General features: G+C 55.5%; 9 protein-coding genes. 2 read left to right on the top strand and 7 right to left on the bottom strand.

Translation table 11 applies throughout. The features are described from left to right. The 6 genes from B2696_RS09335 to B2696_RS09360 all read right to left on the bottom strand — a co-directional run. On the bottom strand, window positions 1-2,954 hold a 2,954-nt coding region (locus B2696_RS09335; RefSeq protein WP_286955103.1), incomplete at its 3' end, for a type I restriction endonuclease subunit R. Beyond that, a complete protein-coding gene (locus B2696_RS09340) occupies window positions 2,951-4,009 on the bottom strand; it encodes a hypothetical protein (RefSeq protein WP_075730809.1) in 1,059 nt (352 codons plus the stop codon). The genes B2696_RS09335 and B2696_RS09340, both read right to left, overlap by 4 nt. Before the next feature lie 2 nt (window positions 4,010-4,011). Beyond that, on the bottom strand, window positions 4,012-5,154 hold the full coding sequence (locus tag B2696_RS09345) for a restriction endonuclease subunit S (RefSeq protein ID WP_286955104.1): 1,143 nt from the start codon (window positions 5,152-5,154) through the stop codon (window positions 4,012-4,014). Then, window positions 5,151-6,113, bottom strand: a complete 963-nt coding sequence (rhuM, locus tag B2696_RS09350) for a RhuM family protein (protein ID WP_286955105.1) — start codon at window positions 6,111-6,113, stop codon at window positions 5,151-5,153. The genes B2696_RS09345 and rhuM overlap by 4 nt, the downstream gene beginning before the upstream one ends. Continuing rightward, on the bottom strand, window positions 6,113-7,672 hold the full coding sequence (locus B2696_RS09355) for a type I restriction-modification system subunit M (protein ID WP_286955106.1): 1,560 nt from the start codon (window positions 7,670-7,672) through the stop codon (window positions 6,113-6,115). Before B2696_RS09355 ends, rhuM begins: the two co-directional genes overlap by 1 nt. A 244-nt stretch (window positions 7,673-7,916) precedes the next feature. After that, window positions 7,917-8,960 (bottom strand): restriction endonuclease, encoded by a 1,044-nt coding sequence (locus tag B2696_RS09360; protein WP_286955107.1) that lies wholly within the window; start codon window positions 8,958-8,960, stop codon window positions 7,917-7,919. 1,713 nt (window positions 8,961-10,673) lie between these two features. On the opposite strand from B2696_RS09360, the gene B2696_RS11600 reads away from it, so the two are divergent. Together B2696_RS11600 and B2696_RS09370 are read left to right on the top strand one after the other, a co-directional pair. Then, window positions 10,674-11,183 carry a DUF2339 domain-containing protein gene (locus B2696_RS11600; RefSeq protein ID WP_414646597.1) on the top strand — a complete coding sequence of 170 codons (510 nt, stop codon included), beginning with the start codon at window positions 10,674-10,676 and terminating at the stop codon, window positions 11,181-11,183. 30 nt (window positions 11,184-11,213) lie between these two features. After that, window positions 11,214-13,859, top strand: a complete 2,646-nt coding sequence (locus B2696_RS09370) for a hypothetical protein (RefSeq protein WP_286955109.1) — start codon at window positions 11,214-11,216, stop codon at window positions 13,857-13,859. A 231-nt stretch (window positions 13,860-14,090) separates the two neighbouring features. Here B2696_RS09370 and B2696_RS09375 read toward each other — a convergent pair whose 3' ends face one another. After that, complete coding sequence (locus B2696_RS09375) at window positions 14,091-15,302, bottom strand: CobW family GTP-binding protein (RefSeq protein WP_286955110.1); 1,212 nt, start codon at window positions 15,300-15,302, stop codon at window positions 14,091-14,093. Window positions 15,303-16,242: the final 940 nt, after the last annotated feature.

Genomic DNA, 16,242 nt, shown 5'->3' on the forward strand with positions numbered 1-16,242 from the left:
TTTCCAACCGCCGCGCTGCACATCTCCACAAAGACTTTCGTCTCCGCAGGCTTGAGATGCTCATCAGCAATAATGTCTTGGAGCTCCTGCTCCTTCTTGGCTGCAATGAATGCCTGCCACTCTTGGTCGATTTCGCCGTCGACGCTCAACGAATCAACGAAAGCTTCGACCAGGTCTCTCTTGTTGCGCAGTGACGGACTCGAATCCACAGCCCGCGAGATCTCTGCGCGGACTTCCTTGTCCTGGCCATCACCCCGGCTCTCACGGTACTTCTCAACCAGCATCAAGATGTAATCAACGTTGATTTCAACCTGCTTGATTAACTCGATTTCGAAGACCACATCATCATTGATCGCTTCCTTATCCGCATCAGACTCTTTACGGAACTCCGCGTACAAATCCAGATAGCGGCTCCTATAATCCTGGTCTTGACGAGGACTAAGAATCTCATTGCCAACAAATTCATCGAAAGACGTCAAAATATTCTGCAACCTCAGAATGCTGCCGAAAAGCGCGATGAATTCTTTCTCTGCCTCTTCACCGAGGATTTGTTGGTCTAGGGGGTAGACATCGAGAAGCTCAGTGATCTTCTCCGCATATTCTGAGTAATAGTCGTGATATGGCTTCAAAAGAACCACACCGCGAGCGTCCTTGTTACCGAACAACGCGATGGCATCGTTAGTCTGCTGCTCTAGGTCACGAAAGCACACAATGTTGCCATAGGTTTTTACCGAGTTCAGAATCCTGTTGGTGCGTGAATACGCCTGAATCAAACCATGCGATTTCAAGTTTTTGTCCACCCACAACGTGTTCAAAGTTGTCGCATCAAAGCCGGTGAGGAACATATTGACTACGATCACCATGTCCAGCTCACGGTTTTTCAACCGTAACGACAGATCCTTGTAGTAGTTCTGGAACTTATCCGCGGAAGTGTCATAGCTCGTGCCGAACATCTCGTTATAGTCTTGGATCGCGTCCTCGAGAAATACTCGGGACGACGCATCAAGACCGACAGTATCGAAACCTTCCTCATCCAGATAGTCCTCCGCCTCAGCCTCATTCGCCGCATAGGAATAAATCAACCCAATCTTGAGTCGTTGGGCTTCAGGAAGATCCTGCTGCTGCATTTGAAAATGATTGTAATAACGCTTCGCAGCATCAATGGAGGCAGTAGCAAAGATGGCGTTGAACCCACGCACACGTCCCTTGCGCTTTACTTCTACCACCCTTGAACGGCTCTTATCCTTCGCTACCGCAGATACGTTCGCGATGACGCTGTGTTCGTAGCTGCTCTCCCTCTTCGTTTTCTGAGCAAAGTGGCTGAGGGTGTATTCGACAATCTTGCTTATTCGCTCTGGTGCCAGCAGTGCCCTTTCAGTATCGATTGCGGAAACCTGCTTGTCCACGACCTGGCCAACATGGATTGAATTAACATAATCAATCCTGAAGGGGAGCACGTTCTTGTCCGTGATGGCATCGACAATCGTGTAAGTATGTAGCTTCTCGCCAAAAGCCTGCTGCGTAGTACGAAGAGTTGGATTGCCGCTAGACCCAGAATTCTCCGCAAAGATCGGCGTCCCTGTAAAACCAAACAGGTGGTACTTTCTAAATGCCTTAGTGATCGCTTGGTGCATATCCCCGAACTGGGAACGATGGCACTCATCGAAGATGATCACCACGTGCCCACCAAACACCGCATGTTCTTTGTTGCCGGCAATGAAAGTAGACAGCTTTTGAATAGTGGTGATAATAATCCTCTTTGAAGGATCTTCCAGCTGCTTCTTTAATACCGCTGTAGATGTGTTTGAGTTCGCCGCTCCCTTTTCAAAACGGTCGTACTCGCGCATGGTCTGGTAGTCCAGATCCTTGCGATCTACTACAAAAAGAACTTTGTCGATGTCATCGACTTTGGAGGCCAACTGCGCGGTCTTGAACGAGGTGAGTGTCTTTCCCGAACCAGTGGTGTGCCAAATATAGCCGCCGGCTTCAATCGAGCCGTACTTCTTGTAGTTCGATGAGGTTTCGATCCGCTGCAGAATCCGCTCCGTTGCGACGATTTGATACGGGCGCATAACCAGCAAAGTCTTATCCACGGTCAGCACACAGTACTTCGTCAACACGTTGAGAAGTGAATGCTTAGCAAAGAAGGTCTTAGCAAAGGCCGAAAGATCCTGAATCGGCTTGTTTCTCGCATCCGCCCACCACGAAGTGAATTCGAAGCTATTCGACGACTTCTTACCCTGGGCCTTGCCTTGCCCCTCACGAAGGTGCTGCGAACGCGTCGTATTGGAATAGTACTTAGTCAAAGTGCCATTGCTGATGACAAATAGCTGCACATAGTCGAACAATCCCGAACCAGACCAGAAACTCTCCCGTTGGTAGCGATTAATCTGGTTAAACGCCTCGCGAATGTCCACACCCCGGCGCTTGAGCTCCACATGAACCATCGGCAGACCATTGACCAAAATTGTGACGTCGTAGCGATTGGCGTACGTGGCTCCACCCTCGCCCTGCGCAACCTCGTATTGGTTGATCACTTGGAGCCGGTTGTTGTGAATGTTCGATTTATCTATGAGCGTGATGTTCTTCGTCGAACCGTCATCACGCTTCAACAGCTGAATATGATCCTCTTGGATTCGGACGGTCTTTTCCACAATGCCGTCATTGGCACCAGTAATTCGCTCAGCAAAGAACTGCTGCCATTCCGAATCCGAAAAGGTAACACTGTTGAGCATCTCCAACTGTTTACGAAGATTTTCCTCCAGCTGAGACTGCGAAGTCACCGGAAGATACTCATAAGCCTGAGACTGAAGAAGCTCAATCAACTCCTTCTCCAGTTGAGCTTCCGACTGATACGCAGTTTCCTCAACAGCATCAGCGAGGAACTCAGCAACAACCGTGCTCTCACTACTAACCGCAATCGGATCGTACTTGCGAGGCATCAAATCGCTCATTCCACAGCCGCCCATCTGAAGTTCTTAAGGAATTCAGAGAACTCCGTCTTCAATGCCTCTTTGTGAATATCGTAAACTTCAAAAGAATCAGTGTCCGCAATACGATCGTGACTGTAGAGGTTGAGAATACTTTTGAGTATGGGTGCATTCATCCCAGTTAACAACTGTGTCCACCCTGAATACCCCAGAAAGTTCGCGGTTTTCTCAAGAAGCGTGCGGAACTGGTTGAAATGGATCCGTTGAATCTTGTTCTCTGAAATCGCCCGTTCTAGATCTCCTATGATGCTGAGATGGTAGCTGAATGGAGAGTCTTTTGGCTGTTCCTCTAATTCCCAACCAGTTTCCACCCCCCGCTGAAGGAGACAGGCCCGTTTCGAGAGTTGCTTTGACTTCAATGAGTTGAACAAGACGTTGAAAAAAAGCGCATGGTGAGTGGTAACCAAGAACTTCAAATCGAGTTGCGCTGCACGCTCCATGAGGTCGGACAAAGCGAGTGCTACAGTGATGATCCTCATGTCATCCATCGACGAAACTGGGTCGTCAATCACGACCATCGCTAATGCATCGTATTCCGCCGTGGAACATAACTCTTCGTCCTCGAGCAAAACGTCAACCGCTTCGCTAAGTACAGTGAAGTAAACGCACCAAACAAATATGCTTTCTTCAGCACGAGATAGCTTAATTCCGTCAATAGGGTTGTCATCACCCCTGTACACGCCGAAGGTTATCTCTCCACTTGCGAAGTCCAGCGTTGGCTCAATTCGTTCGTTCGTGAATCTCTGAAAGTTCTTTATGATTTCCCCATCAAGGCCTTGCGTTACGATGACACTCAGTAGTTCTGAATCAAGATTCATCTTGAATACAACTCGTTCATTGTCCCAGATAAAATCGTCTTCAACCAATGCGTTATAGAGCATTACCCCCTCAGGATTCTGCTCTTTCAAAGACTGTGACAGCCGAGTCTTACCGATGGTATTTGGAGCAAAGATTAGAGTGTTATTGGCTTTTGCTCTCCGCAGTTTATAGGCCAAGTCTTGGAGTGATTCGTAGTGCATAATTACTCAACCTCTCTTAAGCTGAGCAGCTGATCTCGGTAGTACTCATACTGCTTATGACGAGCCGCAATTTCGGCGGGCAGGCCTGCGGAAAGGTCGTTGACAAGTTCGTCGAATCGATCCAGAACTGTTGCAATTCCGCGCTGCTCATCAAGAGAGGGAAGAGGAACCATAAGCTCCTTTAAACGCTTGCCGGTTAATAGAGGCTGTCCTCCACCGACCGCGTATTGGTTTAGATTCATGCGTGTCAGTTGATGGAATGCAAATCTAATATCCCAACCGTAGTTTGGTTTGATGATTAAAGTGTTGTCTGACACGTCGTAGCATCCAGAAGCTACATTCACCATCCCAGCATTTGCACCTACCCGCGCAATAAGGAGCGAATCGCCAGAGTAATTGTATTCATTTGTAGTGCCGATCTTCCCTGTCGAACCGAAAACAGGAAATTTCCCGTCTTGAACTCGAGACTTATTCCTACCAGACGATATGCTTTCAACAATTTGCGTGAGTGATACTAACGGTACATTTGGTAGTTCAAGCAAATCAGCCCGGTAATGCCCATATTGCTTCTTACGCGCTTCTAACTCCGCTTCTAACTCCGCTTCTAACTCCGTGAACTTATCGAGAATTTCGACGATGACACGTTGGACTTCAAGAGGGGGAACAGGGATAGCTGTCTTCGAAACATTTCTTACGGAAATTGAAGAAATCTTCGATGAAGAAATCTTTTGCTTTATCTGATCCCGAAAACCGCTTGAAGCGAAAAAGTACGAAAGAAACTTAGAGTTCATCGGGCTCGAAATAACATAGCAAGCATCATGAATCACTACAGGTTCGTTTCCAAGCCAAGCCACCGACTTTCCAATATCCGCTACAGTCTCACCCGAAGTCGCCATAATGACATCCCCCGGTGCAGCAAATCGAAGTGATTTGGCTCGTTCTACGGAAACGAAGGAAAAGCTCTCTTCAGCGGAGATGCCATACCTAGTGTAAATCTCACCGTAATGAATACAGGGAATCCCTGATTCAGTGATGTCAGCCTTCACAAAACGCTTTCCTCGGAAAACATTTCCGACTTCTCCGAGTAGCTTGTACTCAACGCCATTCGGGCACAACTCCTCGAGGAGCTTCTCAATCTGGTTCATTTGGTCTTTTCTCCGATCATGCGTACCAGAAGCGACACCATGAGGTCTTTTTCTAGAGGTTTGCTCATCGCTACCAGCAGCGTGATTGTGGTTAGAGCATTACTGGACATTCGAGATACTCCATCAAGGCCGTAACGATGTCCGTTCCGAGCTAAAAACGTCACAAACAGTGCGGCCGCACCCCGCTTCTTGCCGTCGGAAAGCGGATGATCTTTCACAAAGAAGTAGAAGAGGTTGGCAGCTTTGCCCTCGGCTGTCGGATAGACCTCTTGCCCACCGAAGCTCTGATAGGTAGTTCCGATAATCCCGGCCAGCCCCTCATCGCGTCCCTGACCGAGCAGATCATCGGAGGGAAACTCCGCTGCCACCTTATGGATAATTGAGCGTGCTTCATCAAGAGTTAGCTCCCAATGGGGATCAACATGTGCATCAGCCTCGATCCGCCCCTCGTCGAAATCTCTCAATGGAATCAGCCTAGGAAGATACTCAGAAAGAATATCTATAGCACCAGAAACTAGCTCGTCATCGGACCTGTCGAGGATTTCCTCGATTTGACCTAGCTGCTCGAGGCGCTTCTCATCAACCGCATAGCCCTTCACCAGAACATCACGCAGACGCTCGGTGGCCCAGATACGAAACTGGGTCGCAGCCATACTCTTGACCCGGTATCCAACAGACATAATGGCGTCAAGATTATAGAAAAGCACCTTGCGGCGAACTACAGGTGAGCCTTCAGATCGAACTAGTGAGGATTCCTTACTAGTTACTGATTCGACAAGTTCTCCCTCATCAAAAACATTGTGAAGATGCAACGTGATGTTTTCACGGGTTGTGCCAAAGAGTTCTGCGATCTGCCGCTGGCACATCCAAACAGTCTCCTGCTCAAGCCGGACCTCTATGTCAGGAGTGCCGTCATCCCGTTGGTACAGCAGCACCTCACCGCTCGATGCTTCATCCATTACGCGGTGCCCTCAAGATCAGCCACGATCGCATCAATCTCAGTTCGAAGCACGGCTTGGCGGGCAACGATTCCCTGAATCTCAGCATTGAGCGCCTTAATGTCAATGACTTCACGGGTATCTTCCGGCTCCACATAGGATGAGACCGCGATGTTGTAGTCGTTGTCCCCGATAGTTTCGCTGCTGACCAGCTTGGCGAAGTACTCAATGTCTTCCCGTTTGGTGTACGCCTCAAGAATCTTGTCCTGATTGGGCTGCTCCAACTTGTTCTTGTTGCCACTACGTTTGAACTCAGCCGAAGCATCAATGAACAACACGCTGTTATCCGTTTTGGACTTCTTCAACACAATGATGCAAGTGGCGATCGTCGTCCCAAAAAACAGATCCGGCGGAAGCTGAATAACCGTGTCCACAAAGTTGTTGTCGATCAGGTACTTCCTGATCTTTTTCTCCGCGCCACCCCGGTAGAGAACTCCGGGAAACTCTACGATTGCGGCTGTGCCGTTGACAGCCAGCCATGACAGAATATGCATCGTAAACGCCAGATCAGCCTTGGACTTCGGGGCCAAGACTCCTGCAGGAGCAAAGCGCGGATCATTGATCAACACTGGGTTGGCATTGCCCTCCCACTTGATCGAATACGGAGGATTAGACACAATCGCCTCAAAAGGCTCATCATCCCAATGCTTCGGATCCGTTAACGTATCCCCGTGCGCAAGATCGAACTTCTCATAATTCACGTTATGGAGAAACATGTTGATGCGAGCCAGATTATAAGTGTTCAGATTGATTTCCTGCCCAAAATAGCCTTGGCGCACACCGTCTTTGCCCAGCACCTTGCCGAACTTGAGGAGCAAAGAACCTGAGCCGACTGCTGGGTCATATACCTTGTTCACACTGGTCTTTCCCACCACAGTGATACGGGCCAGAAGTTCTGAGACCTCCTGCGGAGTGTAGTACTCTCCACCAGACTTGCCGGCAGACGAGGCATACATACCCATGAGGTACTCGTAAGCATCACCGAAAAGGTCAATGGTGTTGTCCTCGAAGCTGCCCAGTGGAAGATCTCCGATGGCATCAAGCAGCTTCACTAGAGCTTTATTGCGCTTGATAACCGTATCCCCTAGCCGGTTACTGTTGACATCTAGATCGTCAAAAAGTCCCTTGAGGTCATCTTCACTTGCAGTGCCAACAGCCGAACCCTCAATATTCTTGAAAACTGCAGCTAGGATTTCGTTGAGAGTCTCCTCGTTGCTCTTCGCGCCCTTTCGAACGTTCTCAAACAACTCAGAGGGGAGGATATAGAAGCCCTTCTCAGCTACCGTCTCAGCTCTACCAAACTCTGCCTGCTCGTCAGTAATATCCGCATAGCTAAAGCTAGCGTCTCCGGCTTCACGCTCCCCACGGTTGATGTATTCGGAGAGATTCTCGGAGATGAACCGATAGAACAGCATTCCCAGGACATAGGACTTAAAATCCCACCCATCCACGCTGCCACGTAGATCATTAGCAATACGCCAAATAGTCTTATGCAATTCCGCGCGCTGGGTTTCTTTCACAGTTTGAACACCTTTTCTTTAAAACTAGTTTGACGTCCTACCAAGCCAGAGAGCACTACTCGAGGAGGCGCTGCCATCAGTTGCCCCGCAAACTCTAATCATTGCTTGGGACACCTACAGCTAAACTTCGAACATTCATCCAGGAGCCGAGCCGTCGGTCATCGTACCTATTGCCTGAATCGAGTGTGTGAGATTGGCATTGGCAGATCTGCTTGGGGTAGTGGAGCTTTCTCCTAGTCCGCGTCTACTCCGCTTCATCGGCCACAACGAGGACGGGAGTGAGTGGAATTAGCCTGCGCCAGCGTTCTGGTAGAGCGTCGTAGTTGTCCATCACTAGTGTGACGATGTCTTCACCGGACAGTAGCCTTAGGCCTGGCCGCTGTCTTTCGATGCTGAGTGCATCGCGGCTATAGGTGCCGAGGGTGAAGAACAAGCACAGCTCGCCATCGCCTTGGGTTCCCGCGAGTTGTTGGACTTCGGGGGCACCAATGGTGGAAACACGCTGCTTACACTGCGCCTTAATCTGTGGTGGTTCAACGCCAAGCGGATCTTTGTGGGCGATAATGTCCACGCCGCCGTCTTGGGAATACTGTGTCACGCGTGCCTGGTAGCCAATGACGCGCAATAGGGCTGCGGAAAGCTCCTCGAATTCCTGCGGGCTAATGCGGCTAGAAAGGACCTCCAGGATGAAGTCTCTGGTGTGGCGCAAGATGCGCGAAGCTCGTGGTTGCTCCGGGGATTGATCGTCTGCGGGATCCCCGTTGGTAGTTGAGGAGTGGAGAGCATCAACGGTTTCCGCAATTTTCTCAGCGTCATCGGTGGAGCTATTCAACACGGTAAGGACTTCTTGGGTGTGCCGCGTTATCTGGAAGAGAGTGAGGGAGGAACCAAACTCATAGAGGGCGGACTGGGTAAATACCGTTCGCGGCAGACCGATCTTCACCCACTGGACTGGCCTCCGGTGGCGATGGGTCGGTGCATCCGCTTTATAGAAGTACTCGCCGGAGACAATGCCGAGGTTGATGGTGCTATCGGGCTTATAGGGTGCAACGACGATATCGCCGACAGCCAGCTCATGGGAGAAGCGGAAGAGAACTCCGGCTTGGCCGGCAATACTGCGAGGCTTAGCGTCTGGTTCACGTTCAAGGAGAGCACGCTTGATTCCCTCGCGGCCGCCGGAGATGTTGTGGAGATCGCCAACGTTGTCCCAACCGATGCTGATGAAGCTTTGGTCAATTAGCTCGTCACTCAATGTGTCGTTGTGAATCCCCCAGATGGTTCTAGCCATTGCCCGCCGAGCGCTCCTTGTACTTGTTCTGAACTAATTGTGTCTATTCTGTGCCACAGCTTAGTCGAGCAGTCCCCTCTTACTACATGTAATTGCTGCTATATCAGCGAAAATGCGCGGAGCCTCACCCCTGACAAGCGTGCTTGCACCCAGTACCATCGCATTATGAACAAGAGCACCCAGGCAGAGTTCCTGCGCCAGCTCATTGAGCAGGAACAATCCATGCACCGGCAGCGCATGGTCATGTACATGCAAGCCATGGAGCGGATCCGCTCTGAGGAATCTGCTTCCACCACGCCGGAGGGCGTTGTGGCGCCGGAAGATGTGCCGCAGCCGGTGGAAACACCGAAGGCCGTGCCGTCTGCGCCGGCTCTTCCCACGCAATCAGAGTGGCTTTACCCGCCGCAGGTTGCGTCCGTATCGGATGCGGCGCGGTCTAATCCCTATGCGCAGCAGACGGCTGGTTTGGGTTCGGGAGAATCTGCTGCTGGATCGTCGGCTGGGTCGGCTGGGTCGGCGGGGCCAGTTGGTGCTGGTGCTGGTGCGTCTGCTGCTGCTCCGGCGGCACCTTTACCTGCACCGGCACCGCGGAAACCCCGCGACCGCGAGGCGCAGATAACGCGTGCGGTGGCCATTGGTGGGGCGGTGATTACGTTCATTGGCGTGGCACTGCTAGTGGCTATTGCTATCCAGAATGGCTGGCTGGGTCCGGCGGGGCGCGTGGTCTTGGCGTTTGCGGTCTCTGCGGGTTTGGGTGGCGTGGCCTATCGGGTGCGCGCTACTGCGCCGCCGGTGGCTTTCCTGGCGTTGGCAGCGACGTCGCTGTACACGGCGCTGGTCACGGTGTTTGTGGTGGTACACGTGCTGGAGTGGTGGCCGGTCATCGTGGCAAGTGTGGGCATAGGGCTGCTCTACGCCGGGGCAACGGTGGCGGCGCTGCGCTACCACGATGGGCGGCTCAATGGCTGCTTTGCCGTGGGCTCTATGGTGGCGGTGATGGCGCACTTGCTGGCGGCGGCGTGGGACCAGAACCTAGCGGCGGCGGTTGGCCTGGTGGTGCCGGCAGCGGCCTTTGTCATCGCGGGCCAGGTGCGCCCGCAGTTGTGGCTACGCAATGTAGCCGGCCTGGTGCTGGCCGTGGGGTTGGGCTTTGCCTTTGCTAATTCTGATGGCGCAGATGGCGCCGCTGGCACTGTTGGCGCTGTTGATGCTGAGTGGATCCTGGCAGTGCTGGCAGCCGTGGCGATGGTGGGCCTGAGCATTGCGCCGGGGTGGAACCCGGGGCGGTGGTATGGGGCTTCGCCAAGCGGGGCGGCGCGGCAGGCCTGGCACGTAGGAAAGGTCCCAGATGCGGCGGCCAGTGTGGCAGCGCCCGTGGTGCTGGCGTTGGCGTTGGCCACATCTTCGTGGGAGTTTGCGCAGATGTTAGCGGTGCTGGCGGCGGCGGTCGTGGCGGGTGTGTCCTTGGTGGCGCGCTTTGAGCGTGCGCCGGTGCGGTTGATGGGGCAGGTGCTCGTGGCGGGCACGCTGTTGTTCCTGTACTTCAACGCGGCTTTAGCCTGGCTCTCCTTGACGGCCTTCGTGCTCTTCTTCGCGGCGTGGGTGCTGCTCATCCCGGTGATGAGGACGGCGGTGGCCTGGGTGGTGTGGGTGCTAGCCGCGCTGTGGATTACTGCGGACCTGGCCGGGTTTATCACCTATACCGGCCTGCCCATGCTCAGCCAGGCGCGCTACCTTGGCCCGCAGGGCTGCGTGGTGTTGGTCTTCCTCATTCTGGTGGCCACGGTCCTCCTGCGGGGGCGCGGTCACCTGCGCACCTTGCCCACACCGGTGCTCTACGTGGTTGGGCTGTGCGCGCTGTACCTCTCAAGCACGGCGGTGGTGGTGCCGCTGGCGTCTTTGGGTGCCAGCGTCGGTGGAATGTCCCTGATGGTGCTGGGCTTCGTTAGCGGGCATGCGTTGGTCTCCATTAGCTGGATGGGGCTGGGAGCCTACCTGCTGCTGAGCCGCAGGCTACTGGAGAACCGCGCGGCGATGATAACCGGGCTCGTCTTGGCGGCGGCCTCGGTGGCCAAACTCATCTTCTTTGACCTGTCTGCGCTGGGTGGATTCCCGCGGGCCTTCGCCTTCCTCATCTGCGGCCTGGTGCTCCTGGCTGTGGCACTGCGGCGCGGTTCTTTGCGCGCGGGCAAGGGCGAAAAGGTCCCGCCTGGTCATTTATAAAAATTGTCTACCTGTTCTAGAATGGAACAAATGAATGCGGAGATTTCCTCGATTGAAAAGACATCATTTATTGAGTTCGATATCCTCGAGCAGGCCCCTTATCTAGGGCTCAACTCCGATACCAATATCCTCGATCTGGTCCTGCCAGTCTTGCCGGAAGATCACGGACTTTCCCAGCCGCAGTGGGCCGTCATCACCCACTTCCTGGACCGTTCCGCCACGCTGCGGGAGTTCGCCGCCCCGGAGGGCGTGGAGCTGCCGCTGCACGTGGGCATCCCTGCACCCTTTAGCGCGATCACGGTGGCGCTGCGCGCAGGGGACGAGGTCCTCGCGGGACCTTTAAGCATTCCCGGCATCAGTGAGAGCCGCCCCTTCCTCGTCCTCGACGGCGAGGGCCGCGTGTGCACCGGGGAGCTGAGCCCCCTCACCTACACGCTCTTAGCACCGCAGGGCACCACCGTGGAGGCGGGAGATCCCACCGCCACGCGCCCGCTGGGGGAGTGGGCTGGGTGGCAGACGTGTGTGCTCAATGCGCATGGGAGGGCTTCGATTAGCGTGGCATTGCCCTTGGCACAGCCGGTGGAACTGGAGGTGGCACCTGCGGTCGACTTCGAGTGGGACACAGACGTCAAGGTGCTGCCCAATGCCCGCGCGCTCGATGGCGCGCCCATCTATACCCAATCGCCCAGGGTGCTCATCCACGCCGAGGGCGACTGGCTGCTCGATCTCACCTACGCACCCTTGAGGGGGGAAGCCGAGGCCATCTCCGAGGACGAGCTCGAGGCCGGCGGTGCCTTCGAGGTACTGCCCAGTGATCTCTACGAGGACCCGTGGGTGGGCCGCTACCGCCTCTCCCTCTTCCGCGACGGCGAGGAGGTGGACGTGCGTTACTTCACCATCGCCGAGGGCCTGCACATGCGTTTCAAGAACGAGGGCCCGCGCGGCACCGACTTCCGCTTCATCGACGCCTTGGGCAAGTACTCGCCCTTTAGCTATACCCTGGCCTCCAACCCGGCCAAGCACATCGCGCTGGATAAGAAGCTGCGGCACTTCACCGAGACCGAGGCCTACCGCATCGAGACGGTGGCCAGTGAGGCCGGCTATGAGCTCGATATTGAGATCGTGCCCGAGTCCTTGGTGTCCCGCGTCAAGTACATCGGCACCGAACCCGCCGACTACCTGGATAAGACCATCATCCCGGCCAGCCAGCTCGATCTGGATGCGAACTTCACCGTGTATTCCCCGCGGCCTTTGCCGCTGGCGAAGTTCGTCACCATTGACAAGCGGCAGAAGATCAAGGAGCTCGCGCGCACCAGCGGCACCACGCAGGCCGCGACCTTCCTCTCCGTACCCAACGCCACCCTGGCCGGGGCCGTGCGCAAGCAGCCCAGCGCCGAGCTCTTCCTCATGTGGTCCACGCTGAGCTACGAGGACTACCTCGCCGGCCTGCCGGAGGCCGAGCGTGCCTCCCACCTCAACCGCAGCCTCGATCGCCGCATCCTCGAATACGAGGCCTCCGGTGCGACCAGCCTCATCTATGCCGCCATCGCCACCGTGCGCAAGGCTCCGCTGGCCTCGCGCGCGATGCTGAGCGCGGATGGCATTGCGGTGGAGTTCAATGGCGAGGAAGCCGCCTCGCTCATCGGCTGGGCCTGGCCCCTAGAGGATCCGGCCAGCGCAGCCGTGGCGCTGCGCCCAACCGAGGCCGGCTTTGAACTCCCAGAGTCCTTAGGCCAGGCTGGCGCCCTGCTTGTCGATGTCCGCGAGCACAGCATTTCCTCCAACCTCGCCGCCCCAGCACGGCCCTCGAGCAGCACCCTTGTTGCCAGCCGCGAGGAGGGAACTCCCGCTCCAGTCCTCGCCTCCGAGGACTGGAGCGCCCAGGAGTTATGGCAGGCCTTCCATGCCTTGCATACCCTCTCGGTGACCAGCCCCAACGCGAAGCTGCAGGCCATGTTCGATAGCATCATCGAGCTCCTGCGCTCCCACCCACGCGCCGCCGTGGCCGCGCTGGGGGAAAGCGGCATCAACCCCGCCCAGCAGGCCCGCGCCTTGGTGCGCAGCCGGCTCTTCCACGCGCGCCTTGATGAGGGCGAGCCCGTCCGCCTCGATCAGTATCCGAGCCTGCTGGCCGCAATCAGCACCCAGCCAGAAGCACTGGCCGAGGCCGCCTCGCCCGAGCTGGCGCAGGCCCTGGCCACCGGCGCCGACACCGTAACCCGGCCCTTGCTGCTCAACGCCGCCAGCGCCGCCACCCCCAACCCGGAGGTCACCGGCCTGGCGGGGGAAGCCGCCCGCATCCTGGCCCTGCGCGAATGCTTTGCCAATAATGCCGCTTTTGAAGCCCTGGGCACCCTGGACCAGCTGTCCAAGGATGCCACTGCGCTCTCCACCCTCGTTCAGGAGGCCGGCGTGGACATGTCTGTCAGCCACACGCTCATCGCACTGGGTGCCTTCGCCAGCGCCAGCACCGCCCCGGAGCGGGGGGCCGCGGCCTGGATGCCCTATATCTCCTACGTCTTCGCCCTAGCTGCACGCGCCCAGGCCGCCGGCACGCTGCCGGATACGCCCCTGCTCAAGGAGGACATGCCCCTGCTTGCCGACGCCATGCCTCTCGCCCCGCGCCTGTTCTTCTACGACCTGCTCACTGCGGAGGCCCTGTTCCAGGCAAAGTAGACGCAGCCAGTGGAATGGCGGCTATATCGTCGCCGTATAACTGTTATGCTTCACGCTGAAGGCCCCGGAGCGATCCCTGCGTTTTAGACGCATATCACCGGGGTTATTGATTTTCCGGAGTGAAAGCCCTGGAGATTACGTTGGTTCATTGTGGTCGGGCGAGATCCTCTGGCCCGTTAGCGCTGCTGCGGGCATAGGATTATCACTTTGAGCTTGGCGCCGCAGGCGAGCCTAATTGGGTACTTCGCTGAGCCGAATGGCATCTGTGGGCCAGGGATCAACAAATGCCTCGCCATTAAGCCACGCTTCTACCTCTTCTGCTGTGCACAGGCAAGTGAGCAGAAGTTGATGGAATTGCGTGGTTTCCTCTTTTTCTCCCAGCAGCGTGATGCTGGTGCGCCGGTCTCCGAATACCGGATCGATCTCGGCGACAATCTTTGACAACTCGCTGCGCTCACGCTCGCTGAGCCTACTGGGTTCATGCGTGAGTACGCCGGCCTTCCAATAGTTGAAGAACTCGAGGTTGATTGCTCCTCCCGCTTGGTTCCATAAGAGGATGCGATCATCCCTGCCTGGCAGCCACGTTAGGCCCTTGCTGCGATATAGGGCCTGGGGGAGTGCGGTATTAAACGCTTCCCACAGCCGCTGCGGGTGAAAGGGGCGGGGATCATTGATTACCGCGGAAACTATGTTTGCCTGCTCCGGGAATCTTCGATCCCGTTCTTCTAATTCGCTGCCGAGGAGCTCTACTCGGTGAAAATCATAGGCCGGATAATCCAGGACTTGTCCGAGGTGAATGTTGCCAAAGTGCAGCGCGGTGATTCCCACGAAGGGATTGATCGGCGAGATAGCTTCCGCTATTTCCCTAGCCTGCCCAGGGCGCAGCTTATCCACCTTGGTGAGGTAGATTTCTGAAGCAAACATCAGCTGCTGCGCAATGAGCATCTCGATGCCCTGTTCGCCCGTCTCCAATTGGCGGGAAACCGCAGGAAAGATTGCCTTTCCCCCTGAGAAGTCGCTGCGCAATGAACCGGCGTCGACAAGCGAAAGAAACCCCCGGAGTTGCAGACCGGGGTGGGCTTCTAGCGCCTTGATGAGCGGCCAAGGCCGCGTACTACCTGAGGTTTCAATGAGGATGTGCTCGGGTTGCGCGCGCTCGATGAGCGTGTCACAGGCCGTGATTAATGCAGGTAGCATCTCTGGGCCGTGGATGCTTCCACCACTGATACTGATGAAGTTTCCCTCGCTCTCACTCACCACCTCCGCGCCTTCAACGATAAGGCCGTCTACGTCGAGGCTGCTCATATCGTTGACGATTGCCGCCAACCTCAGCGGCGGTTCGCTCTTCGCTGCCTGAATGAGGAGGCTACGCAATAGCGTGGTCTTGCCGGATCCCAAAAACCCGTTGAGAACTGTAACCGGAACTTTCTTATTGACAGTCATTGTCAATAATATAGCGGGGAGATGCCCCTGATGGCCAGTGCCGCAGCCGAGAATGAACCGCACATTAGGACTGGAGAATATGGCACTATTGTTCCATGACATGGCTCTTGGTGCTCACGGCGCTTATCGTCCTCGGTGTCGCCGGGGCGGTCCTTCCCCGGCGAAGCAAGCAACAAAGTCACGGATTTCCCTGGTTCTGGGTAGTATTTCCCATCACCACCTTCGCTGTGGCACTCACCGTCTATTCATTTCTTCCGGTGGCACCCCTGGGTATAGACAGCGGCCCGAGTCCGTACGTCCCCTTATCTGAACTTCCTGAAGATCCCTTTGAGTCATTGTGGAAAGGTCAGATCCTGTGGGCCGTAACCGCTGTTGCGGGCATTGGATTATCACTATGGGCTTGGCGCCGCGGGCGCATATAGACCTTCTACAAAGGTAGTTGTTGCGCACGCGGCTTGGTACACACCTGGGAAATGGGAAAGCTCGATACACTCGCTTGCTACAAAAAGACACAGCAGCGTAAGGAGCGTCGTTGTCAGATTCTTCCCTGAGCCACTGACCCAATATCAGCTGTTACCCCTCTGCAACAAGGTCATGACCAGCACCATCGCGATGTAGGATGGGCAATTAGTCTCCGCCGGCGAACCCGGACGGTGATAACCGAGGACCTCGCCCGCACCGTATTCGGCTTGGAATCCAGAATCGTCGCAAACCTAGCATTTGGAACACCACTCATGATCCCCAGCTGGAATCACGCAGAAGGTGACTAGATCTGCAGTACATCTCCAGCGAAAGAACGCAGTCGGCGTCACCTAATAGCGCGATCTATTCGACTGGACTCGCCCCCCATGAGCCGCGTGGACTGAGTTACGGCCGCCAGTATCGGTAGAGTTCGTGTCTCCCCAGGAGCCCTCTGCCCAAACTGCAAAATCCCGCTCCA

The sequence above is a fragment of the Corynebacterium sp. UBA4397 genome (genome assembly GCF_002390965.1).
Classification (GTDB): domain Bacteria; phylum Actinomycetota; class Actinomycetes; order Mycobacteriales; family Mycobacteriaceae; genus Corynebacterium; species Corynebacterium flavescens.

Excerpts from the sequence above, each read along its gene's own strand:
- B2696_RS09360 (WP_286955107.1), bottom strand. The coding sequence starts at position 8,960 with ATGGCTAGAACCATCTGGGGGATTCACAACGACACATTGAGTGACGAG.
- B2696_RS09375 (WP_286955110.1), bottom strand. The coding sequence starts at position 15,302 with ATGACTGTCAATAAGAAAGTTCCGGTTACAGTTCTCAACGGGTTTTTG.
- B2696_RS09345 (WP_286955104.1), bottom strand. The coding sequence starts at position 5,154 with ATGAACCAGATTGAGAAGCTCCTCGAGGAGTTGTGCCCGAATGGCGTT.
- B2696_RS11600 (WP_414646597.1), top strand. The coding sequence starts at position 10,674 with ATGCTCAGCCAGGCGCGCTACCTTGGCCCGCAGGGCTGCGTGGTGTTG.
- B2696_RS09370 (WP_286955109.1), top strand. The coding sequence starts at position 11,214 with ATGAATGCGGAGATTTCCTCGATTGAAAAGACATCATTTATTGAGTTC.
- rhuM (WP_286955105.1), bottom strand. The coding sequence starts at position 6,113 with ATGGATGAAGCATCGAGCGGTGAGGTGCTGCTGTACCAACGGGATGAC.
- B2696_RS09340 (WP_075730809.1), bottom strand. The coding sequence starts at position 4,009 with ATGCACTACGAATCACTCCAAGACTTGGCCTATAAACTGCGGAGAGCA.